Here is a 24,100-nt window from a genome sequence, read left to right as displayed (position 1 = left end):
GCAAATGGCTTTATTTTAGAATTGGTTATGCCATACCTGTTTTTCGCTGTCCCGAAAAACAATAAAGGCTTCATCTATTATAAACCCCTTAAAATGTGTGAGGCAAAGGTTCGGTTTTTAAGAATTATCGAGTAAAGACCAAAGTAGGCTTTGCCGTTAATTCTGTTAAGAAAATCGAGGCTTTGACTTTCCGATTACAAGCGGACTGGATTCACGGTTTTGGTTTGGGAATGTAGCGTTCCTTCCCAGCGAAGCGGGAAGGGGAAGCGGAATGGAAAACCAAAAACGGGAATTGGGTCCAAGATTTTTTATAGAGAAGCTCTTTGCCCGAAATGTAGCTTTTTGCGAAATGTAGCGGGAAAGTGCTGAACGGATTATAGAACCAAATTATTCTTTTGAAGTAGGATTTAAAGCGGACTTGACTTTAAAGATGTAGATTGGAATAGAGTTTGACCACTTCCCGAATTTTCTCGGGAATGAGTAGGCAAGTGGAATGGAAATCGGAATCTTTGAAGTTGTGTCCAAGACCTTTTTTGAGTGAAGCGCTTTTCCCGGAATGAAGCTTTCGCGGAATGTAGGGGAATGTGCTGAATGGGATTATAAATCTAATGGCATAAAAAACCTCCCTACCAGAGTAAGAAGGTTTTACAGTTATAATCAATTTACTATTTTTCTTTTTTCAGAACTAATTGATACACACAAGGAATTACCACCAAATTCAATATCGTAGCTGACAACAAACCACCTAAAATTACAACCGCCATCGGGCTTTGTATTTCACTACCCGGTTCGCCACCTTTTAAGGCTAATGGAATTAATGCTAATCCTGTTGTAAAGGCTGTCATTAAGATTGGATTTAATCTATCCAAAGCTCCTTTCTTTATCAATTGAAAGCCTTGGATTCCTTCTTTTCGTAAATCTTCATAACGAGAAACCAATAAAATTCCATTACGGGTTGCTATTCCAAAAAGACTAATAAATCCAATGGTCGCAGCGATACTGATAATACCTGATGTAAAGTACACAATCAAGATACCACCAATCAATGCCAGAGGTAAATTGATTAAAACTACGAACGCCAGTTTTATGACCTTAAATTCATAATACAACAACAGGAAAATGATGGCTATCGCGATGATGGCTGTTATCAAAAGCAATTGTGATGCTTTGGACTCACTTTCAAACTGTCCGCCATATTGTACACGGTAGCCTTCTGGCATATTCACGTTATTGGCGACGACTTCCTTTATTTCGTTTACTGCACCACGTAAATCCCTACCTTGAACATTGGCAGCGACCACAATTTTTCGTTGTACATCTTCACGATTGATAGTGTTTGGACTACTTACCGATTGAACTGTTGCCAATTCGCCCAACGTAGTTTGTCCACCTTTCGGTAAACTAATCAAGGTTTTATTGATATTCTCAATATCATCCCGAAACGGTTTTTCATAGCGCACTACCAAATCAAAGTATTGCTGTCCTTCATAAATCTCGCCCACTTCTTCTCCTGCAAAAGCGATATCTACTTGTTCCATCAAATTACCAACCGTCATACCATATGCCGAGAGAATCTGGCGCTTGGGTTTAATACGAATTTGAGGCACTTCAATTTGCTGGTCAACTGCAACGTCAGCCAGTCCATCTATATCCTTAATGTTCTGCTCTATGCTTTTACCAACTTCAAACAAACGTTGTAAATCTGAACCAAATATCTTGATTGCAATATTGGCACGTGTACCCGAAAGCATATGGTCAATTCGGTGTGCGATAGGTTGTCCTAATGTGATATTAACACCAGGTGCGATGCTCAATTTATTTCGGACTTCTTCAAAGAATTCTTCTTTGGTTTTGTCTTCGAGAACAAAGGGCACATCGATTTCCGAAGCATTCACACCTTGCGCGTGTTCGTCCAGTTCGGCACGTCCTTGTCTTCGAGTAACGACCTCTACTTCGGGCATATCCAATAAAATGGTCTCTATTAACTTTCCAGTCTTATTACTTTCTTCCAAGGACATTCCCGGTGGACCGACTACACTTATTACTAAAGAACCCTCGTTAAATTCAGGAAGAAAACTCCTTCCCAACTGTGTGACCACTAAAAGACTTAACAGAAAGGCAATCACAGTTAGGCCAATAATGGTTTTGGGAATTCGTGTTGCACGTTCCAAAAGGTTGCCATAATGCTTTTGTAACCATCGCTCCACACGTGTACCTTCAGCTTGCTTGTTCAAAAGCTTTTCATTGTCCAGTAAATAGGAACACAGAATGGGCGTGACCGTCACGGCAACTACCAATGAGGTCAATACCGAGGTCACAAAGGCTATGCCCAGCGGTTGCAATAATCGACCTTCCATTCCGCTTAAAAAGAACAAGGGAACAAATGATACGATGATAATTAAGGTTGCAATAATGATGGAACTTCTAATCTCTACTGAAGCGTCACGCACTACTTTTATGGTCGATTCCCGCTCCGCTTTCGGTTTTCTGATATTTTCCCGCAAGCGTTTATATACATTTTCCACATCGATGATGGCATCATCTACCAACGCACCTATCGCAATGGCCATACCACCCAAACTCATTGTGTTTATAGTGTAACCCAGCCATTTTAAAATGATGATGGACACCAATAAAGAAATTGGGATAGCCAGCAAGGAAATAACGGTAGTCCTCCAGTTCATCAGAAAAATGAAAAGGATAATCATTACAAAGAACGCACCTTCTAAAAGAGTCATATTTAGATTACTTATAGAAGCATCTATGAAATCAGACTGCCTAAAGATTTGACTTTTGATGTTGACACCTTTGGGCAGGGTTTTTTGCAAATCGGCAATGGCTTCATCCAGTCGGTCTGTCAACTCCAATGTATTCACATCGGGCTGTTTAGAAATAGTAAGAATCACAGCGGGATTTGCGTTTAATGAACCATCGCCAATTTTATCAGCTGCACCAATTTGTACGGTTGCAACGTCTTTAATCTTGATGGTTTGACCATTCACTTCCTTTAGAACCGCTTCCTGTAAGTCTTCCAGCGCATACGCCCTACCACTTCCCTTAATGATGTACTGATTGCCATATTGATTGATGACACCACCGGGCGCATTTTGATTTGCTTCCTTAACGTGTTCTACCAATTCTGAGAGGCTCACGTCGTAATACTTCATCTTTTCGGGATTGGCAAATACTTGATATTGTTTGTAATCGCCACCAATAACCACCACGTTTGCAATACCGCCAATGGCTTTTATACGAGGCCTGATGGTCCAGTCGGATAAGGTTCGCAGTTCCATTGGCGAAAGACTATCCGATGTCACTCCCAAGAGCATTATTTCGCCCATAATGGATGAAATAGGTGCCATTGTTGGTGCTCCAATTCCTTCGGGTAGATTTTCCCGTACCATTGGAATACGTTCACTTACAATTTGTCGTGCCCGATAAATATCGGTTCCCCACTCAAATTCTATCCAAACAATGGAAACTCCCGCTGCCGATGACGAACGGATGCGTCTCACATTGGGCGAACCGTTTAAGGCAGTTTCCAGTTGATAGGTCACTAATTTTTCTACTTCTTCAGATTCCATTCCGTGCGCTTCGGTAAGGATTGTTACCGTTGGTGCTGTAAGGTCTGGGAATACATCGACGTTCATTGTACGTGCATAATACACGCCCAACACACTCAATGCAACCGCTCCCAATAGTATGAGCAATCTGTTTTGAAGTGAAATTGATAATATTTTGTTTAACATTTCTCTTCGTTTTTAATGTTCGTGACCGTGTGCAGGTGTTGAACCCGACATTGAAGCCATTTTAACTTGATATGCTCCTGTAGTTACTACCACTTCGCCAACTTGCAGACCTTCCAGTATCTCTACATTTTCGCCATTGCGCTTTCCAAGCTTAACAGGTCGTCTTTCAAAACTTTCGCCTGATAGTTGAACGATAACGGAATAGCTTCCATAGTCTTCCAAGAGAGCATTCACAGGAATCATTGTGTTCTGTGTTGCATTTCCCATCGCTATCTGAACAGGTGTTAGACTTCCTATTGGCATATCGACGGTGGCATTGACTTCTGTAAAAACAGAAATCAAAGGATTTTCACGTTCCACGTCCTTACCAATCGAAAGGATTTTGCCCTCGGCATCAGTTACGTCTTTCCATTGGTTATCATTATCCTGATACCATATACCTTGTAAATTACCCATCGTAAGTCCGTAGTTGGGTGCTAACTGCGCTTTTAAAACTCTGGATTGATGCGTCCCAACGGTTACAAGTGTAACACCTTGTTCTACATAATCGCCATTTGAAACAGTTATGGATTTGATAAAACCATCAAAAGGTGCACGTATTTGTTTGCTTCCGCCCGAGACACCAGACACCAATGATTGATAGTTGGCTTTGGCTATCTCGAAACTGCTCTCTACTTTTTCAAATTCAGATTTCGGGACTATTTTGGATTCGTATAGCTCTTTCTTCCTTTCATATTCCGATTTGGCCTGTTGGAATGTCGCTTTCGCGGAAGCGATATCCGTACTTAAATTATTGGATGCCAAACCTTGACTGTTCAAGCTCATCAACAACTGACCCTGTTTTACCGCTGTACCTTCGGTTAGGTTATTTACTTTAAAATCTACCACACCATTGGATTTTGCCGCCAAGGACTTTGTAGAACCTGGCGATGGCATCCAAACACCGGACGTATTGATAACATCGTAAATTTTACCCGTAACGACAGGTGCGGTTTGAAAATCGATTTTCCAAGCCTGCTCTTTTAAGAACGAGATACTTCCATCATCTTCGGCAGTACCCAATGCCATTATGGCTTCATCTGCATTACTATAGACCGTAACATCGTCAATCGTTATTTTATCTGAATAGTCTGGCGTTTTCAATTCAAAAACAAGTTGGTAACTACCAGCTTCTTTTGGTTGAATGGTAGGCGAGAATATGCCTGGTGATGAAGGTGCATCTGCGATATTGCGAATGCCTTTATCGCCCTTAATCAAACTAAGCGTAACCGAACCTTCGCGAACGGGCTGATGCTTGTCCAACACCGTAAAGTGGGCTGCAAGCCTGCTTGGACTGCCTACTATTAAAGCAGGGAATTCTACGAATAATTCTGTTTTGTTTGTCCAAATGGTGTGGTCCAAGCGTGGAATTTCTTCTCCTTCGTGGCTACCATCGGGATTGTGTGCGTGTGCGTCTTCTGCCTTGTTGTTACAAGACATTGCCAAAAAGGCAAGCACTATGAGTATATATTTCATCTGTTATATCTATTTGTTTTTTAGTGGTCTTGGTGTTCCTTCCCCTCATCGTGGGTATGGCTATCCGTTTTCATTTCCATAGAATCTTTTTCTACTTGAAACTCTTCTTGCTCTATGGTTTCATCGCCCATATGGTTGCCGTCTGCATCGTGGTCGTGACCGTGTTCTTCAGTGGTTTCTGTTTTTGATTTCGTATCTCTACAAGATGTCATTGTGAAAATTGAAACTGTTAGAATTGCGAATATTATTTTGGAAATCCTCATAATTGTATGTTTAAAATTTATAATTGATGTTTTAATAATTGTGCTTGAAGCAGTTGCAGTTCCTTTTCCATTTGCAACATTTTATCTGAAGCATTTCTGTAAAACTGAAGTTCTACATAGTAATCCATAAACGAATACTCGCCCAACATATAGGCTTTAAAAAGTAAATCCTCACTTTCTAAATTGCCCATTGTTGTTTGATACTCATTGTATTTTTTGAGCATCAATTCGTATCGATTATAAGTTTCCTGAAACTGTGTGTAAAGCGAAGTGCTAATTACTTGCGTATTGGACTGCTGATACTCATAATTGGCTTCGGCAGCTTTTACTTTGTTCTTGCTATTCCAAAGGGGAATCGAGACACCGCCATAAAAACCAGAATAATGACTACCGCTAACGCCTTGATAATTGTAGCCAAGTGCTACGTTTGGTAGTACTTTGTTTTTTTCCAGTTTTACTTTTTGAAGTGAAGATGTCTCAATAGCCTTTAATTCTTGCAGTAAAGGGTCATTTGATAATTTTTCCTGCCAAAGACTTTCCTCCGCACCAACTTCAATAGGCAATGCAAGTCCTGTCGAAATGCCACTAATTTCATTACCGCCGTTCAACGTTTTGAGTTTTGACAGCAAAATTTGAATTTCGGTTTCAATCTGTTCCACGGCAAACTGCTCTTGAATCCAAGCAATTTTCGCTTTATTCAAATCTAAAATGCCTACTTGCTCGGTATCAAAAAGTTTTTGGATTTGGTCAAAAACCTGCTTGCTCTGGGTTTTTCTTTCTGCTTCAACAGTTTTTTGTTTTTGCAAGTAAGCAAGTTCCAAAAGCGTGTTCTTCGCTTTCAACAAGACTTCCTGTCTCTTGTTAGCATAGGCTGATGCTAACTGTTGCGATTTAGACTCGTTCCATTTGCCACGAGCAGCATATACCGTTGGGAATTCAAAAGATTGCGATAGTTGATATTCGGTATAATCTCCAGTTCTATTGTCGCCAAATGGCAAATAAAAGCCAGAAAGCTGTGGGTCGGGCAAATTATTGTTGCTCCTGTTTTCGAGTTGCTGACTTTCAATGAATGATTGATAGCCTTTTAACTCCGTGTTATTCTGTTCTATTTCATTAAGTAGTTGCTCTATATTTTTATCCTGTGAGAAACCACTAACAAAGAACAGGCATCCGCAAATTGCGGACACGATGTGTTTATTCATTGTGTGAAATTTTAGGTTTAATCTTACCTGTCGGCTGACAGGTCTACATTTATAAAAGGAAACAGTACCGTAGCGATACCGTAGTCCTAAACGATTAACCTAAAGATGGTGGGCCTCGTGAGTCGAGGGAAGAGAGGTAGGGATTAAAGTATTTATTGGGTGGATGATAGACAGGCGATTTACTATTTTGCCTGTAATCAATTAAGAAGATATTTTGGGTTTCAAAAGAACTTTTTGCAACATCCTTTTCAACAACGGTTTGTTGCTCGATTGTATTCCTTTCAAGTAAGACTATATCGCTGGATACCGTGGAATGGATGTGCATATCCATAACGAACCCAAAAAACCCATAAGGGGATTCTTCTTCGTGGGAATCATCATCGTGATGATGATGTTCGCCAGTATGGGCAATATCTGAATGGGAATGAGCGTCCTCGTGTTGATGGTGCAAATGCGGAAAAACCTGATGCAGCATCATTAGGCTAAACAAGCCTAAAAAGAAAAATGCCGCTATTTTATTTGGTTTTTGCATTAGGTACAAAGATACCATTATTTCTTATTTGTGAAAATTTAGAGTACTTCAATCTCTTTTAGAAAAGGTGAAAATCCAGTTTAAGGTACTGGATGAACCTTTTTATAATGTTTCTTTAAACCATTGCATATATTTCATCAAACAATATCTTATCAAATTTTTCCTGTTGCGAAAAAGTTTTTTTCAAGGTATTGTGAAGCATCCAATTAAAGGCGTTATACCCATCCCATAATGTGGGCGTTTTATAATAATCGTGTCCTTCTTCGGCTATCATATCCAATAATTCCCTGGATTTCTTTGAAGGATTATCGTTTTTGTCGCTACATTCATATCGGAACAGTTTCGTTTTTTCCAATATTTCCTTTACGAATGCTTTGGTGTCGATAAGTACGATTTCTTCCATTTCCCTGAATTTTCTTGTGATTTCGTAGTATTCGTTATCCAAGAACTTCTCGAATAGAAAATTCAATTTCGGCATTATTAAATCTGTATTGTTTTTGCTGTGCTTTATTGAAAATGCTATTTCTGATTGAGCAACGTGCAAGCCATTGGTGCATACTTCTCTATAAAATCCAAAATGCCCGGAAGTCTTTTCGCTTCCGTCATAGGAATTTTTGAAACGCAACATCGGTAATATCTTATCCTGTTCATTCTTCAACGAAAACTGATTATGGTCCTCGATTATAAAGTCGGCAATGAAAGACCTGTCATTTCTGTTAATCGTGCGTTTATGATATTTCAGATTGGCATCCAGTAATAGCTGTTCGGCTTTTTTGAAAAACAATTCATTTGGAATATGGCCATAACTGTTCGAGACCACATTCACAATTTTGTCATTGGAAATAACGGCATTTTCAAGTCCTCTTCGAGACTCCATACCAGTAATAATTTTTAACGATTTCATTTCATTTGAAACGAAAATTTCATCTTGTTGTAAACGATTTAAATACATAATATTTGATTTTAGACCTGTCTGAAGACAGATATGATTAAAAAAAGAAAGCCTACTCTTGCGAGCAGGCTTTCACATTTGAAGACATTAGCTTCATTAAAGTTCAAATTTTAGAATCTGTTCTTCAATCTCTGATTTACGTTGTTCCAAAGTGGACTGTAAATGTGTAGTTACCAACTTGATTAAATTCGTGTTGGTCGTCTTGAATTCCAGATTACGTGAGTCCCTTATATGGAAGGAACTCGAACCATCCTGATTGTAATTGAACTTGGTAAGCTCGTTCAATGTTTCCGTCAACCGTTCACGTTGATTGGCCAAACCTCTCAATTTTTCAAACTTTTGAATTCTGTCATCCAAATTAATCTCTGGTTTTTTGGCTACCACGAGCTTTTCCGGTGTAACAGCTTTTCCGATAGCTTCCTCGGTCAACTTCTTTTGAACTTCCTTTTTAACGGTTGCATTTACTTTTTTTGCTGTTCCGTTTGATTTTACTTTTGTTTCCATAATTAAATGATTTTAGATTAAACAATATTTGAGCAAAACCCAAACGGAAGACAAAATTTTAGAGTGGAAAGGAAACGGAATAAATAAGCGAGGGAAGAAGCGATGGCTTTATGCCGTCCCTTTTCCGAAAAATATTTTGCGACGTTTATATTTCGGTAATATTGTATGAATACTCTCTACCTCAAATTTTTCTATAGAAGTTCATCACTTAAAAGACCTATAATGAAATAGTTGATTACTCGATTTAATGTGTTTCCAGAATGATTAACTTAAAGATATTTAGTAGAAATGATAAGGCATAATGAACCAAATTTGAAGCAGTATTAAGAGTCATAAAATAAATGACTTTTTATGTTGGTTTGAAATAATACAAATTATATATTTGCACCATCAGAAAGTAAAGCATTTTACTTTAAGTTCATTTATAATATCGTCAACAAATCGGCTAACAGTTTGGTTCCGGAATCTGTAACTGATTGATATATATAATATTATGGGGAAAGGGTATAATCCTGCCACCCCGACAAATTAAAGCCTGAATATTGCATTCAGGCTTTTTTATTTTGTTTGATTATCGAATTCAAAAATCATATTGAATTTATAGTTTAAAACCATTTAAAATATAAACCTGAAGCTACAACTCCGATAACACATATTGCTAAAGCTAAGATTACAAACTTAGTAACTCCTTTTGTGGTTTTGTCTTTTTGTAAAATGTAATCGTTTCTTTTTTCGTCTTCTTCTTTTATAAAATTCATAGTTTAATTTTTATTGGTTAATATATACTGTTTTAATATTTACAAATTCTAATATACCTTCTTTAGAAAGTTCTCTTCCGTAACCAGATGCTTTTGTGCCTCCAAAAGGTAATCTCGGGTCAGATTTCACCATGTCATTAATAAATAATGCACCATCAGGAATGTTTGCAATTTGATTATAAGCTTCATCTAAATTTTCTGTGAAAATCATTGTGCCTAATCCAAATCTTGAATTTGTAGCTAATTGAATAGCATGATTATTATCTTTTGCTTTTATTACTGCTGCAACAGGACCAAAGGTTTCTTCTTTAAAAACAGGCATATCTTCGGTCACTTCAGTAATAATTGTTGGCTCATAGTAGGCTTTATAACGTTTATTACCTAAGGTTACTTTAGCTCCTAATTTTACTGAATCATTAACTTGTTTTTCTAATTCTTCAGCTAAATCTTCTCTTGCCATAACTCCGATAAACGTATTATCATCTTCAGGATTTCCAGAAGTCAACTTAGACACTTCTTTGGTAAAGCTGTTTAGAAATTGGTCATAAATTTTTTCTGAAACAATAAAACGTTTGGCAGCAATACAACTTTGACCTGTATTTTGCATTCTCGCTTTGACCATTGTGTCCATATATTTATCTAAGTTGGCATCATCAAAAACAACACAAGCGTTATTTCCGCCTAATTCTAACACTGTTTTTTTAAGATTTTTACCAGCAATAGCAGCAATACTTCTTCCTGCAGCTTCACTACCTGTTAATGTTACTGCTTTAACAATGTCGTTTTCTACAATAGTTTCGATTTGGTCGTGATTAACTAATAAGGTTTGAAAACAGCCTTTAGGATAGCCAGCTTCTTCAAATACATCCTGAATGGCTAGCGCTGTACCAGTGACGTTTGAGGCGTGTTTTAAAAGTCCGACGTTACCAGCAGTTAATGACGGAACAGCAAAACGCATAACTTGCCAAAATGGATAATTCCAAGGCATTACAGCGAGAATTGTTCCTAATGGGTCGTAACTTATAAAACTTTCATGTGCGTCTGTTTCAATAATATTATCGGATAAAAAATCTTCTGCATTGGTAATATAAAAGTCGCACAGCCAAGCGCATTTTTCAATTTCGGCAATGCTTTGAGAGATTGGTTTACCCATTTCTTCAGTCATTAGCTTTGCATACGTTTCTTTTTTGTCTTCTAAAAGGTTAGCTAGATTTTTTAAAAGTTTTGTACGGTCTTTAATTTCTTTTTCTTTCCAATCTTCAAAAGCGTTTTGTGCGTTATTTAAGATTATTTCAACTTCATTATCGGTATGATAATTATAGGTTTTTAATTCTTTTTGATTGTAAGGGTTTGATGTTATAATTGAGTTTTTCATAGTAGTGATTGTTTATGTTAAAACTATGAATTATTCGCAAAATTAGATTTGTAAAAATCTGTTTTAACAAATTTTTATCAATTAATTTAATTTTTTATTAAGAATATTTCAATAAATACTTATTAATTTTGAATAGAAGCGTTAAACCAATGATGCTTCACTTCACATTAATATTAACAATCAAAAAAAATTAATTATGAGTAACAACACAAATTCTGCATTAGGACTATTACTAGGAGGAGCAATTGGAGCAACATTAGGTATCCTTTTTGCACCAGATAAAGGAAGTAATACAAGAAAAAAATTAAGAGACGAAGCTATTGCAACTAAAGACAATATTGCAACAAGTGCAATGGACTTAAAAGAGCAAGTAGCAAACTCTTTAACTACCAAAAAAGCAACGCTAGATGCACAATTAGAAAGTGTCGTGTCTGATGCTAGTTACAAAGCTGATGATGTAATTACTACTTTAGAAAGAAAACTTAAAGATCTTAAAGAAAGAAACAAAAAATTACAGAAGTAATAATGTCTGTATTTGATCAAATTAACCAAACTTCAAGTCAAGCGGTAGATAAAGGCGAAGAGTTTTTAAAAAAATCTCATGAGTACTACAAGCTTAAAATATTCCAACAACTTACATCTTCTGTAAGTTTGTTGGTAAAAGCTGTTGTAGTTGGTGCTTTTATTTTGGTTGGACTTTTGTTTTTAGCAATTTCCGCAGCAATAGGTATAGGTAAAGCTTTAGATAGCGTTTCATTAGGTTATCTAATAGTTGGTGCAATATTTATACTAATTTCTGTATTGTTTTATACTTTTAGAAGTCACATTAATAATAAAGTCATTGCATCACTTTCTAAAACCTTTTTTGACTAATTATGAAGCAATATAGAACACAAGAAGATATTAAAAGAGATCTAAGAAGGCTGCAATTAGAAAAGCAAATTGCATGGGAAGAGCTTAAAGTTGTAAAAAGTGATTTTAAAGAAACTTTGCAACCCTACACGTGGTTACAAACAGGTTTTAAAATGGCTTCTAAAGTAGGAGTTATGATGCTAATCAAAAAGATAATTAGATAAAGAATAATATTTTAAACCTTATTTATAAAAAGCGCATTAAGCGCTTTTTTTTATTCCATTCTTAACACATTCTTAAAAAATAATTTTTACTGTTAATAGCAGTTAAACTTAGATTAAACCCTTGTTAAACAGTGTGTTTGTGTCTGGTTAAATCTTTATCTTTATTACAAGATTTGAAAGTCAGATCTATTAATTAATCATATATAATATGTTACGTTGGACCGTACTCTTTATATTTTTAGCATTTGTTGCAGCCATTTTAGGATTTGGTAATATAGCAGGAAATTTAGCTTTTTTTGCAAAGCTCTGTTTCTTCTTATTCGTTGTCTTATTCATTGGTTCTTTATATAAAGAGATTACCGAAAACTAACAACCAAAAAATCAAAAATTATGGCAACTTACACAGAACAAGTAGGAAATAAACTGAACAACTTATTAGAAAAAACTTATGATGCAGAAAAAGGGTTTAAAAAAGCTGCAGAAAACGTAGAAAACAACTCTTTAAAAAGCTATTTTAATCAAAAAGCACAAGAGCGTTACGAGTTTGGACACGAGTTAAAAGGAGAAATTAAATCTTTTAATCAAGAGGTAGATAAAGGAGGAAGTTTAATTGGAGATGCACATAGAGCTTGGATGGATGTAAAAAAGGTGTTTTCTTCAGATAATGAAGAGTCTATGTTAGAAGAAGCTATTAGAGGAGAAAAATCTTCAGTAGAAGAGTACAACGAAGTTTTAAATGAAACATCGTTACCATTATCAACTAAAAATGTGTTAGAAAAACAAAAAATAACTATTGAAAATGGGTTATCTAATATTAAAACTCTAGAAGATTTAAGCTAATAATAGATACACAAACAAAAAAAAGGTCTGAATAATTTCAGACCTTTTTTTTATGTTTAATATAAATTAAATATGTTTTTTCTCATCAATTTCTTCAGAAGTACTGTCTATATACTTTCTAATATCTGAAGGTGTTTCGATTTTATAAAAATTATCTTTTACAATAAGTACAGGATTAGTCATAACGGTTGGATTGTTTTGAACAATCTTAATCCAATCTTGTTTAGATAACTTAGCGTCTTTATTATATTTTTTGCTAAAATCAGGATGTTCTTTATTTACAAAATCTTTTGGGTGTAGTTTCAGATTTTGAAATATTTCTAACCATTGCGTACCAGAAACTTTAGTTTTAGTCACGTCAATAGTAAATACTTTATTTTTACTGTCCTCTAAATAAGCTATGGCTTGCTTACCAATACTATTATCAGAGCTGTAAATTAAAATGTTTTGGTTTTTGTTAGTTGCTATCACGCCCATTTTGGTTTTAGTTTTTCATATTACCGTAAGTTACTAATAATTAGCTAAAATCACTCTTAAATTAATCTAAAAACAGTAAAATATAAACTCTATTTATTTGCAGATAATAACTTTTAATAACTTCTAGGTAAGGTTTTTATTAAAAAAACTACATTTGTTATAGATTAAAATGAAATTTAATATGTCAGATACAATAGAAAAAGTTAAATGCTTAATAATAGGTTCTGGTCCAGCTGGTTATACAGCAGCAATATATGCAGCTAGAGCAAATATGAATCCAGTTTTATACCAAGGAAATCAACCAGGAGGACAATTAACAACAACTAATGATGTTGAAAACTTCCCGGGTTATCCAGAAGGTATTACAGGTCCAGAAATGATGATGCAATTACAGGCTCAAGCTGAGCGTTTTGGAACAGATATTAGAAACGGGTGGATTACTAAAGTAGATTTTTCTGGAGATATCCATAAAGTTTGGGTAAATGATGAAACAGAAATTCACTGTCAAACAGTAATCATTTCAACAGGAGCAAGTGCAAAATATTTAGGTTTAGAATCTGAACAGAAATATCTAAAACTTGGTGGCGGTGTTTCTGCATGTGCAGTTTGTGATGGATTTTTCTATCGTAACCAAGAAGTTGTAATTGTAGGAGCAGGAGACAGCGCTTGTGAAGAAGCTCATTACTTATCAAAACTTTGTAAAAAAGTAACCATGTTAGTAAGACGTGACGAGTTTAGAGCATCTAAAATCATGGCAGAACGCGTAAAGAATACAGAAAACATTGAGATTTTATACAACACAGAGACTGATGAGGTTTTAGGTGATGGACAAGTTGTAACAGGTGTTAGAGTATTTAATAACCAAACCAATGAAAAGCACGAGATTCCTGCAACAGGGTTTTTTGTAGCAATTGGGCATAAACCTAACACAGATATCTTTAAAGATTATTTAGACTTAGATGAAACAGGTTATATTATAAATGCAAAACCGGGTACTTCTAAAACTAATATAGAAGGAGTGTTTGTAAGCGGTGATGCTGCAGATCATGTATATAGACAAGCAATAACAGCTGCAGGAACAGGTTGTATGGCAGCATTAGATGCAGAACGTTACTTAGCGTCTAAAGATGCTTCTTTTGAAGTTAATACAGCAACAAACTACTAAATAAAGTAAGTTAAAACTTACAAAGTTAAACCGAAGCAAATCAGCTTCGGTTTTTTTATGCGGTTTTATAAGATAAAAAACGTTTTAGTAATTAAGTTTTTTCAGGTTTTTAACAGTATTTCTGGTTAAATATCAAATTTGAATTATGCTGATATTTGTCATAAAATAAGGCGGAGTTTCTTCTTATATTTGTCATATAATTTTAAAGCAAATTACTATGAACTCTCAAATCAAATTAAAAGTAACATTATTAACGCTAGTTACTTTTCTATCATTTTCAACACAAATTTTTTCTCAATCTTATAAAGTAAGTAATTCAAGCTCAGACTTAAAAGTTTATGGGACTTCAAGTTTACACGATTGGCACGTAGATGCAGAAGATGTAAAAGGAAACATACAAATTGAGGTTACAGAAGAAACATTAAACATTAATAAGTTAAATGTCGAAATCATTTCAGAAAGTTTAAAAAGTGGTAAAAAGTCTATGGACAAAAACACTTACAAAGCTTTAGAAACAGATAAGTATTCTTCAATAAAATTTAACTATTTAAGCGCAAAAAGCATTACAAAAGTAAGTGATAATACTTATAGTGTAGAAGCTTACGGAAACCTTACTATTACAGGAAACACTCAAAAAATTCTTTTAAAATTTAAATTAAAAACAGAAGATAATAAAGTGTCTATTGTAGGAGAAAAATCTATCAAAATGACCAGTTACGGTGTAGAACCACCAACAGCATTACTAGGAACCATAAAAACTGGTGACGACTTAACAATAAAATTCAATATCAAATTACAATAAACAATAACTAATTAAAAACCCAAACAAAATGAAATCAATATTTAAACATGCATTAATAGTAGTTTTAATGCTATCAGGATTAAGCGTATTTGCGCAAAACAGAAACTTAGATAATTACAGACAACCAGATAAAAACGGTATTAATGTATTTGAAGCACCAAAAGATACTTTATCTACATTTGAAAACGTAAAAGTTAGAATTGGTGGTGCATCAACATTACAATATCAAGCTTTAGACCATTACAATTCTGATGCAGTACCATTAGCAGGAATTGGTTACAACTTTAACCTTGCAACAGCAAACTTAGATTTAGATGTAGCTTTAGCTAAAGGTGTGAGAATGCATTTAAGAACTTATTTATCTTCTAGACATCACAATGAGCCATATGTAAAAGGTGGTTACTTCCAAATTGATAACTTAGATTTTATAGATGAAGGTCTATTAAGTGATTTAATGAAATACACTACAATTAAGATTGGACATATGGAAAACAACTATGGTGATGCACACTTTAGAAGAACAGATAATGCTCAATCTATTCACAACCCATTTGTAGGTAATTTAATAATGGATGCATTTACAACAGAAGTTGGTGCAGAAGTTTATTATAGAAGAAATGGATTTATCGGTATGTTAGGTTTCTCTAACGGAAAATTAAACCAATCTGTAGAAGAAAATGCTTCAGGAATGACTGGTGGAGCTTCTTTCTTAGCTAAGTTAGGATACGACAAACAGTTTAACGAAGACTTTAGATTTAGATTAACAGGATCTTTATATAACACAGGATATGTACCAAACTTATATTTATATTCTGCAGATCGTGCAGGATCTAGATATTATAACGTGATGCAAGCAGAATCTGCTACATCAGATAATTTTAGATCAGGACGTTTTGCACCAAGTTTTAAAAATAGTATAACAGCAATTATGTTTAACCCATTTGTTAAGTATAAAGGGTTAGAGTTTTTCGGAACTGTAGAAAGCGCTACAGGTAAATCTTCAGGAGATACAGATACAAGAAACACAATGCAATACGCAGGAGAAGTAGTGTATCGTTTTGGAGAAAAAGAAAATGTGTACTTAGGAGCTAGATATAACACAGTAGACTCTGAAGAAGTAGGAGGAGATGTAAATATAGATAGATTCCAAGTAGGAGCTGGATGGTTTATGACTAAAAACATCTTACTAAAAGCAGAATACGTAAACCAAACTTATGACGGAGATGGTTTTACAGGAGGATTATATGATGAAGGAGAATTTAAAGGATTAATGGTAGAAGCAGCAATTAGCTTCTAATACACAAGAATTATTGTAATATTTTTGAATTAGTTTAATTTACATAAATTGCAAAACAGACCTCATGAAATTTGAGGTTTGTTTTGTAAATTTAAAAAATCAGGATTGTAATCATGAAAAAGTTAATTTTTATACTTGTTATTTTTTCAACATTGGCTTTTACTAAAGTTATGGTTAACAATACCTCGGTTGTAATCTTACCAAAAAGCGAACTGTTGATTAAAGGAAAAACCAACGTTAACAGTTTTAAATGCGATTTTAATTTAAAACAAATAGAAAATCCAATACCGCTTTATTATCAAATTAAAGACAACAAATTAGTCTTTGATCAAGCCAAATTGGTGTTAGATAATCAATGTTTTGACTGCGGAAGTAAGGCTATAAATAAAGATTTTAATAAGCTTTTAAAAACCGAAACTTATCCAGAAATTAAACTTCATTTAAAAGAAATAAATAAAACCAATAAAAAAGAAAACACAGTAACAGCAAAGGTTGAAATCTTTATTGCAGGTAAAACACAATCTTACACTTTACCTGTAACTATTAAAGATGAAGAAGAGCTTTGTGTATGGGGAAAATTAAAATTGGATATTACAGATTTTGGTCTAGAAGCACCTAAAAAAGCTTTAGGTTTAATAGTTGTTTCTAATGAAATTGAAATAAATTTTAATTTAAGTTTTGGCCAAAAGTAAATAATCAACTAACTATCAAACTAAAAAAGGTGTTTAAACTTGTTTAAACACCTTTTTTTTATACGTTAATCTTAACAATTACTTCTTCTTTAAAATAGCATTATCTTCAAAAGATTCTATATTGATTTTTGGACTACCATAAATTTCAATTTCAGAAGTGCCAGAAGCATTTATGTTGAGGTCACTAGAGGCATTTACCTTAGCTTCTGCACGATTAAGAGTTGTAATGTTTATGTCTTTAATGCTAAGTTTTTCTCCGTTAAATTCAGAAGAATTATCAACATTTAAGTCTAAGTCTTTAGCGTCTCCTTCTATTTGTGCATCTGCACTTTCTAGTAAATCTGCTTCAATTTTTGAGGCATTAATTAATGCTTCAATTTTACTGTCACCGTTTAACTCTAAAGTAACATTATCTGCAGTAATGTTTAGTTTATTTCGTGCTTTACCTTCATTTATGTGTTTAATCATTGTACATTCAACAGTTAAAAAAGCTCTAGAGTTATCTGAAGTAACTAAAGTTAAATCGTTAAATTTTAGACTATTTTCAGAGAATATTTCTGCTTCTTCCTTCAATTCAATAGTATTTAAAGCATCTGTATAAAATACGGTAATTTCTTGTTTTTTAAATCTTAATTTTGCTGTTGTTTTTAAGGTAAGTGTGCTGTCTTTATCGATGATTTTTATGTAATCATGCAGGTTCTCGTCAATTATTATTTTTACTGCAGCAGTTTCGGCTTTTACCAGTTTCACCTCAAAATCTTCGGTTAGTAATAGTCTGTTAAAAGGGTTAATATCTGTTGTGTTAGTAGATAATACTCTGCTACCTTTTACTTTATCTTGGGCGATAGATAAAGTAGACATTAATACACATAAAACTAAAAGTATTGGTTTGTTCATTTTTATAATAATATTGTTACGGGCAAATATAAACAAAAACCATCCCAAACTTTATTTTGTTTGAGATGGTAGCTACTTTTAGTGGTTAATAATGGTTGTTTTAGACTAAAATATCTATAATGGTATTAATTATATATTCGATTAATGCGACCATAATTGATGTTTTTTGATTGATTGATTGATTGGTGGTTATTCTTTTTTATTATTTGTGATGTTTATACCTTCTTCATCATCTATAATAACTTTTACATTTTTGGTACTTGCATCAAAAACAGTATCGTTTATTTTGATTTTTAAGTTTTCACCTTTGGCTTCAAAACCATCTTCATTAAATTTAATTTTAGAGGTTTCTCCATCTAAGTCTACGTTAATTTTTAATTCGTTTTCATCTTCATCTTCATCTTGGTCTTCAGGACAATCTAAACAAGTTGCATTGTTTTGTTCTATCTTAAAATAATGACCTGTATTTTCTCTTAAATAGCCATCAAAACTACTGTAGCTTATAAAACTTTCTGTATTAGGGTTGTTGTAAATTACGCTTCCTTCTGGCAAGTAAACGGTAATTTCTACTTTTTGATCACGTTTAGCTTCTGTGTTTGGTATTAGAAAATAATTATCTAATTCTAGTTTATTATCATTAACACTATAATTGTATTCAATAGATTTTGCTCGTTCTTTTGCACTTTCAAAAGTCCTACCTCTAGAAGATTTAAAGACTTTAATTTTTGCAACACTATCACTAGTAGATTTAATATTTACTCTTATGTCTTGAGAAAAAGTTACCTTTTCTCCGTTTTCATCAAAACCAGTTCTAAAATTATGATAACGTCTATAATAATCTCCAGCAAAATGATCATTACCTTTCATTGCTACAACTAAAGTATCTGTGCTTTTAATAGTTTCAATCTTCTCGTTAATAATTACTGGCGCTTTTTCGCTGTAACTTAGACCTTGGTTAATTGATATAGTAATTAGTCCTATTAAAGATAAAAGCCATAAACCTAGTAATGTAAACTTAGCAACGTTACTTAATGGTTTTAAGTTAGAAATCAATATTTTTAAACCTAAGTAGAATAAAAATATAAGCGGAATTACTGATACAATAAAGATTAAGATTGATAATAGCTCAAAAGACATACCGCTAGTGGTAGATAACTCCATTAAGTCGCTGTCTAAAAAATGGATATTACTATCAAAAAAAGAACCTATAATTAATCCAACGGTTAATGCAATTGTACCAGCTATGGTTGCTAAGACAATAAATAGTCCTATGATTTTTGCAAAGATTTTAAAAACACCTTTAATAAGATTACCTAAACCGTCAAAAAAAGATTTACTATTGTCTTTAATTTTATTTGTAGGTATGCGTTTTACAGAATCACTAATGTTATCCGACGCATGCTCAAAACCCTCTTTTAGCTTATCTGCATGTTTTTGAAAGTCTATATTTTTAACATTTTCGCTTACGCTATCAAATCCGTCACGAATTTTTTTTTCAATGTTACTAATATTTACAGCTTCACCAGTCATGGTAAGCTTTTCTGCAGTTGTTTTAGCTTCAGGTACCAAAATCCAAAGTAAAATGTACAAGAATACACCAGTACCAGCACCAAACACAAGTAAAATCCAGATTAAACGTATCCAAATAGCGTCAATACCAAAGTAATGGGCTAAACCAGCAGATACACCACCAATATAAGAGTTGTCTGTATCTCTGTATAGTTTTTTACTACTGCTAGATCTGTAAGTGTTTTTAGTTTTGCTAGAAGGTTCGTCTTCAAAAATCTCGTCATCAACAAGATAATCTTCAGGTTGTCCCATAATTGCAATAACCTCTTCAACTTCTTTGTTACCAATAACTTGTCTTTCGGTCTTCATGCGTTCTGTAAATAATTCCGAAATCCTAGCCTCAATATCAGATATAATTTCTTCGCGACCTTGAGAGTCAGTAAATGAACGTTTTATAGCCTCAAGATAGCGCTGTAATTTTAAGTATGCATCTTCATCTATATGAAAGAATATACCTGCTAAATTTATGTTGACTGTTTTATTCATTTTTTAGTTGATTTAATTTGTGTTACTATGTTAACTGCATTTTGTAATTCGTCCCAAGTTTGGGTTAATTCTTTTAAAAAGATATGTCCAGTTTCTGTTAGTCCGTAGTATTTACGTGGCGGACCAGAAGTAGACTCTTCCCAACGGTAGCTTAGTAAGCCAGCGTTTTTTAGTCGTGTTAATAATGGGTAAATTGTCCCTTCAACTACTAACAACTTAGCGTCTTTTAAAGTGTCTAAAATTTCTGCAACGTAAGCGTCTTCATCCTTTAAGACAGACAGTATGCAGTATTCTAACACACCTTTTCGCATTTGTGCTTTTGTATTTTCTATCTTCATATTTTTATGAGATTTATTGTTAAACTGTTCATTTTTTGATGATTATTTTTGATGAAATTGATAATTCTTATTTTATGGCGTTACCCTATCGGGTCGGGCTTTCGCAAGTCGCAATCAAAGATGTGCTCCAACAATTGCTCAATCCCTAACGCAGGCTAACTTGCTATCTTGATTTTTAAAAACTGTTTCATGTTTTATTTAATAAAATTAATGCTAAACGGATATTGATAAAATTCGCCATCCTTAGCTTTTATACTAGCGTTTATTATAAAAATGATTTCTAAAATAAATCCAATTACTGCTACAAAACCTAAGCTACCACCTAAGATAAATAGAGGTGAAGGTTCATTTAAACTAATATGTAAACCGTCAAAGGTGTTAATTTCAAAAAAATCTAAATGACTAAACACAATAAACAAGAAAAACGGTACAAATAATAATCCTAAAATCATGGTATATAGTAAAATACTAATCTGAAAATTAATAGCCTGTTTACCATGTGTATCAATAAAATCAGATTTTTCTTTATTTGTCAACCATAAAACAATTGGCCCAATAAAATTTCCAAACGGAATAATAAAGCGACTAAATGTCGATAAATGAATTATAGTTGCTAGATTTTTTTGGTGATTAGTAAGCATGATTTTAAAAGTATATAATAGTTTCTTATGCAAATATATATCTAAAAGAAGGTATTATGCAATACAAAGTACTATAATTTAACATTTTATTAACATGTTGAGTTGTGGATTATTTTCAATAATTTAGCCAAAATATAATCGCAAAATCGAAATGCACACTTTTTAAAAACGAAATGCCCACAATTTTACGCAGTTAATATGTATCTAATAATCAAGTTTTAAAAAGGATTTAAAACCAATTTAAAACAAAGTTAAACTATCTCTAGGATTACTCAAATCATAATTAGCAGTTAGCACTTCTATTTTTTTCTTTCCAGGCTTACCAGTTCCATTTGCAACACTAACCTGTTGCTCTAACTGTATTACACTCCAATTGCAATCATTTGTATAATCTTTCAAAATGTCACTAGGATAACTACTTAATAAAAATTTACCTTCAACGTTTTTAAGCGTTTTTAAAAGGCTTTCAAAGTCTTCTTTTGTATATCCATCATAATGTCCACAATCACTATTAAAATAAGGCGGATCACAATAATGAAACGCATCTGCATAGTCTCTACTTCTAATAACTCTTAATGCGTCTGTACACTCAACCTGTACATTTTGCATTCGTATTGATAGATCTACAGTAAAATCATTACGTTTATTAGTAATCTTCTGGCTTGTAGTTCCTTTTTGTTTGTCGTAGCCAAAGGATCCGTCTAGCATACTGCTAAAGCTTTGAGCAGCCAAAACCCAAACAGCCCAAGCTCGCTTTATTCTACTAAACATATGCGGATTATTATAAACAACTGTAGCATCGTTATGTAAGGATCTACTATGCAGGCTAATTCTTACCATTTTTTCAAGCTCAACAAATTCATTTTGCACACATTCATAAAAATTAATCAGCTCTCTATTGTAATCATTAATTATTTCAACCTCACTCTTTGGTTTTGCCCAGAAGATAGCACCACCACCTACAAAGGTTTCTGTATAGGTTGTATGCTTTGGTATTAAAGGCAGTATTGTGCTTATTAAGTTTTGCTTTCCGCCATAATAACTAGTAGGTGTTTTCATTGTAAATATTTCTTTTTTATCTATTTTTGTGCCTTCTCAGGCTTATTAATAACAAAGGTGCCATAACACCAATAGACTAAGACATTACTGTCCTTGTCGTGGTGTTATGGCACCTTTACTTTAGTTGTACGCCTGAGAAACTACAACTACAGAGGCGAGGGCTTTTTATTTTTATAGATTAAAAATTTTCTAATTGTTAATTGTTTGCCAACGATATAATGATGCGCTTTCAGAATAATAAACTCTAATTAAATTCCCATCTGGAATAGTAAAATATGTACCACCATTATCAATTTCAGCACCAGAAGCATTTAATAAATTAACATTGTTAGTTGTTCCTGCTACCCTTTCTATATAAAACTCTTTTGCATCTTCATGCTGTGGAAGTGTAATATTTACATTACCTGTATCACTACCATCAACAACTACATGTTTAGGAGAATATTTAGTGAAAGTTAAATTTGTAACCGTTGAAGCGCCTGTAATTTCTCTTGTAGTTTGATCTTTTATGATTTCATCTACAACTTTATGACCTTCTTTTGTTGATATTAATGTGACTTCTGTACCAATACCATACAAATCAATTTTTGTTGTAGTACCATCATCGTAAGTTTCAGTTGGCTGTGTATTTATTCTTGCAAAATTTAAATTACTTGTACCTATAACCTTTATAGTTAATTTATTATAATAAGCTAATTTTGGTAGTGTGAAATTTTTAGAAGCAGAAGATATATCTACTTCAACATATCTTAGATTAGGATCTATAAAAGCACCATTAGTATCTAAGGATTTTGAATAATAATCTGTTACATCATTAATTTGAATAGGTAAACTACCAAAAGCATCTGCGTAACGATAAGAAGCACTAACAATTGATTGCCCTGTAAGATGTATAGTATCTAATCTTGGTAAATCTTCTGTTTTAATAACTGTAAAATACTTTTTATTTATGTATTTTAAATATTCTGGATAACGATAAAAAACATCATTTAACCTGTACTGACTATCTAATTCTGCTGCTATAAATGGTAAATTTGGTACTGATATTCCAGAGTCTTCAAATTGTGTTATTAATTCTATTAATTTATTAGAGTAATTTTCATTTAAAGCCGCTGCTGTATTACTATCTGCTTCTCCTTGAAACCAAAAAACACCATCTAGTTTAGTTACACCACTATCAGTTATAATTCCACTAAGCAAATCCCATGCACCATGTGTTGTATTCGTTAACCTCCAACTATCAATAGATGTACCAGAAAAAGCTTTAAATAATATTTTTATTTTTTTACCTGTACGTTCTTGGATTCTTTTTGCTGTATGAAAAGCAATATTATTATTTCCGCTTATATCATTTCCTCCAACACTTACACGTTCACCAAAAGGATATAAATCTAAATCAGCTACAACCCATTCATTTTGTTGGTCATCCCAAACTTCTACGTTTGGATTAATTTCTGTATCTCCTCCACCAGTTTGACCTTCAACGATACAGTTCATATTAGATTGACCTGTGAAAACTAAAACTAATTCACCACTAGTTTCTTTCCATTCTAAATTATAATCAGTTTCATCTCCATTTGTAGTGCCTTTATAACTTACTGTTACTCTTCCATTAGTTATATTTTGAAATCCTGTTGCGTCTTCTATACCGTAAAAATAACCTTCTATTTGACTGCTTTGATCTGATGTTAAAGCAGTAATGTTTTCATAATTTTTATGTATTGGTTTTCCTACATAAAGCTCTGCATCTAACTTTTGATCTAATAAGCCTTGTAAACCACTTACCTCTGATGCTGGTACTGGATCATTCTTGTGTCTAAAAGAGTCAATTAAATTCCAGAATTGTTGCTGAGTAGGTTTTAATCCTGTTAAAAAGTACTGTTTTAAATTATTTGTGTTAATTATTGCCAT

At 33.5% G+C, this 24,100-nt stretch carries 25 protein-coding genes; 9 read left to right on the top strand and 16 right to left on the bottom strand.

The features are described 5' to 3' along the window. Window positions 1-665 precede the first annotated feature (665 nt). The 9 genes from WA327_RS11895 to WA327_RS11855 all read right to left on the bottom strand — a co-directional run bounded on the left by WA327_RS11895 (window position 666) and on the right by WA327_RS11855 (window position 10,850). A complete protein-coding gene (locus WA327_RS11895; protein WP_336070058.1) occupies window positions 666-3,749 on the bottom strand; it encodes an efflux RND transporter permease subunit in 3,084 nt (1,027 codons plus the stop codon). 12 nt (window positions 3,750-3,761) lie between these two features. Continuing rightward, the gene (locus WA327_RS11890) at window positions 3,762-5,264 is read right to left on the bottom strand and encodes an efflux RND transporter periplasmic adaptor subunit (protein WP_025743393.1); all 1,503 of its coding nucleotides are present in this window, start codon (window positions 5,262-5,264) and stop codon (window positions 3,762-3,764) included. Window positions 5,265-5,284: 20 nt separating this feature from the next. Continuing rightward, window positions 5,285-5,527 carry a hypothetical protein gene (locus tag WA327_RS11885; protein ID WP_081740528.1) on the bottom strand — a complete coding sequence of 81 codons (243 nt, stop codon included), beginning with the start codon at window positions 5,525-5,527 and terminating at the stop codon, window positions 5,285-5,287. A gap of 17 nt (window positions 5,528-5,544) precedes the next feature. Beyond that, window positions 5,545-6,729 carry a TolC family protein gene (locus tag WA327_RS11880; RefSeq protein WP_025743395.1) on the bottom strand — a complete coding sequence of 395 codons (1,185 nt, stop codon included), beginning with the start codon at window positions 6,727-6,729 and terminating at the stop codon, window positions 5,545-5,547. A 94-nt stretch (window positions 6,730-6,823) separates the two neighbouring features. Continuing rightward, on the bottom strand, window positions 6,824-7,261 hold the full coding sequence (locus WA327_RS11875) for a hypothetical protein (RefSeq protein ID WP_025743396.1): 438 nt from the start codon (window positions 7,259-7,261) through the stop codon (window positions 6,824-6,826). A gap of 115 nt (window positions 7,262-7,376) precedes the next feature. Further along, window positions 7,377-8,213 carry a DUF932 domain-containing protein gene (locus tag WA327_RS11870; protein ID WP_025743397.1) on the bottom strand — a complete coding sequence of 279 codons (837 nt, stop codon included), beginning with the start codon at window positions 8,211-8,213 and terminating at the stop codon, window positions 7,377-7,379. Between the two features lie 96 nt (window positions 8,214-8,309). Next, a complete protein-coding gene (locus WA327_RS11865) occupies window positions 8,310-8,717 on the bottom strand; it encodes a hypothetical protein (RefSeq protein ID WP_025743398.1) in 408 nt (135 codons plus the stop codon). Window positions 8,718-9,322: 605 nt separating this feature from the next. Beyond that, a complete protein-coding gene (locus WA327_RS11860) occupies window positions 9,323-9,475 on the bottom strand; it encodes a hypothetical protein (RefSeq protein ID WP_336070050.1) in 153 nt (50 codons plus the stop codon). Window positions 9,476-9,485: 10 nt separating this feature from the next. Continuing rightward, a complete protein-coding gene (locus tag WA327_RS11855) occupies window positions 9,486-10,850 on the bottom strand; it encodes an NAD-dependent succinate-semialdehyde dehydrogenase (RefSeq protein WP_336070049.1) in 1,365 nt (454 codons plus the stop codon). Between the two features lie 196 nt (window positions 10,851-11,046). Here WA327_RS11855 and WA327_RS11850 point away from each other — a divergent pair, with 196 nt between their 5' ends. The 5 genes from WA327_RS11850 (at window position 11,047) to WA327_RS11830 (ending at window position 12,766) form a co-directional block, all read left to right on the top strand. Further along, on the top strand, window positions 11,047-11,373 hold the full coding sequence (locus tag WA327_RS11850; RefSeq protein WP_336070047.1) for a YtxH domain-containing protein: 327 nt from the start codon (window positions 11,047-11,049) through the stop codon (window positions 11,371-11,373). Between the two features lie 2 nt (window positions 11,374-11,375). Continuing rightward, window positions 11,376-11,723, top strand: coding sequence for a hypothetical protein (locus WA327_RS11845; RefSeq protein WP_336070045.1), 348 nt, complete (start codon window positions 11,376-11,378; stop codon window positions 11,721-11,723). A 2-nt stretch (window positions 11,724-11,725) separates the two neighbouring features. Then, on the top strand, window positions 11,726-11,926 hold the full coding sequence (locus tag WA327_RS11840; RefSeq protein ID WP_336070044.1) for a hypothetical protein: 201 nt from the start codon (window positions 11,726-11,728) through the stop codon (window positions 11,924-11,926). Window positions 11,927-12,134: 208 nt separating this feature from the next. Beyond that, window positions 12,135-12,296 carry a DUF1328 domain-containing protein gene (locus WA327_RS11835; protein WP_336070043.1) on the top strand — a complete coding sequence of 54 codons (162 nt, stop codon included), beginning with the start codon at window positions 12,135-12,137 and terminating at the stop codon, window positions 12,294-12,296. A 20-nt stretch (window positions 12,297-12,316) separates the two neighbouring features. After that, window positions 12,317-12,766, top strand: coding sequence for a PA2169 family four-helix-bundle protein (locus tag WA327_RS11830; RefSeq protein WP_336070041.1), 450 nt, complete (start codon window positions 12,317-12,319; stop codon window positions 12,764-12,766). A gap of 66 nt (window positions 12,767-12,832) precedes the next feature. Here the strand turns inward: WA327_RS11830 and WA327_RS11825 are convergent, their stop codons facing one another. Further along, window positions 12,833-13,243 (bottom strand): hypothetical protein, encoded by a 411-nt coding sequence (locus WA327_RS11825; protein WP_336070040.1) that lies wholly within the window; start codon window positions 13,241-13,243, stop codon window positions 12,833-12,835. Window positions 13,244-13,424: 181 nt separating this feature from the next. Here WA327_RS11825 and trxB point away from each other — a divergent pair, with 181 nt between their 5' ends. The 4 genes from trxB (at window position 13,425) to WA327_RS11805 (ending at window position 17,199) form a co-directional block, all read left to right on the top strand. After that, entirely contained in the window at window positions 13,425-14,408 is a 984-nt protein-coding gene (gene trxB, locus WA327_RS11820; protein ID WP_336070037.1) for a thioredoxin-disulfide reductase, read from the top strand. Window positions 14,409-14,625: 217 nt separating this feature from the next. Then, window positions 14,626-15,210, top strand: coding sequence for a YceI family protein (locus WA327_RS11815; RefSeq protein ID WP_336070035.1), 585 nt, complete (start codon window positions 14,626-14,628; stop codon window positions 15,208-15,210). Between the two features lie 28 nt (window positions 15,211-15,238). Continuing rightward, window positions 15,239-16,507, top strand: a complete 1,269-nt coding sequence (locus WA327_RS11810) for a hypothetical protein (protein WP_336070033.1) — start codon at window positions 15,239-15,241, stop codon at window positions 16,505-16,507. A 113-nt stretch (window positions 16,508-16,620) separates the two neighbouring features. Beyond that, window positions 16,621-17,199, top strand: coding sequence for a YceI family protein (locus WA327_RS11805; RefSeq protein ID WP_336070031.1), 579 nt, complete (start codon window positions 16,621-16,623; stop codon window positions 17,197-17,199). Between the two features lie 78 nt (window positions 17,200-17,277). Here the strand turns inward: WA327_RS11805 and WA327_RS11800 are convergent, their stop codons facing one another. From WA327_RS11800 to WA327_RS11775, 6 genes are all read right to left on the bottom strand, one after another. After that, window positions 17,278-18,096, bottom strand: coding sequence for a GIN domain-containing protein (locus WA327_RS11800; RefSeq protein WP_336070029.1), 819 nt, complete (start codon window positions 18,094-18,096; stop codon window positions 17,278-17,280). A gap of 189 nt (window positions 18,097-18,285) precedes the next feature. Then, entirely contained in the window at window positions 18,286-20,151 is a 1,866-nt protein-coding gene (locus WA327_RS11795) for a PspC domain-containing protein (protein ID WP_336070027.1), read from the bottom strand. Then, window positions 20,148-20,489 (bottom strand): PadR family transcriptional regulator, encoded by a 342-nt coding sequence (locus WA327_RS11790; RefSeq protein WP_027880605.1) that lies wholly within the window; start codon window positions 20,487-20,489, stop codon window positions 20,148-20,150. The genes WA327_RS11795 and WA327_RS11790 overlap by 4 nt, the downstream gene beginning before the upstream one ends. Before the next feature lie 194 nt (window positions 20,490-20,683). Beyond that, on the bottom strand, window positions 20,684-21,130 hold the full coding sequence (locus WA327_RS11785) for a DUF4870 domain-containing protein (protein WP_336070022.1): 447 nt from the start codon (window positions 21,128-21,130) through the stop codon (window positions 20,684-20,686). 240 nt (window positions 21,131-21,370) lie between these two features. Then, window positions 21,371-22,189 (bottom strand): DNA adenine methylase, encoded by an 819-nt coding sequence (locus tag WA327_RS11780; RefSeq protein ID WP_336070020.1) that lies wholly within the window; start codon window positions 22,187-22,189, stop codon window positions 21,371-21,373. Between the two features lie 189 nt (window positions 22,190-22,378). Beyond that, the gene (locus WA327_RS11775) at window positions 22,379-24,100 is read right to left on the bottom strand and encodes a sialate O-acetylesterase (protein WP_336070017.1); all 1,722 of its coding nucleotides are present in this window, start codon (window positions 24,098-24,100) and stop codon (window positions 22,379-22,381) included.

Source organism: Mesoflavibacter sp. CH_XMU1404-2, from assembly GCF_037029465.1.
Lineage (GTDB): Bacteria > Bacteroidota > Bacteroidia > Flavobacteriales > Flavobacteriaceae > Mesoflavibacter.
The sequence above is the reverse complement of the archived record's forward strand: the minus strand, read 5'-3'. Positions and strand labels throughout refer to the sequence as shown.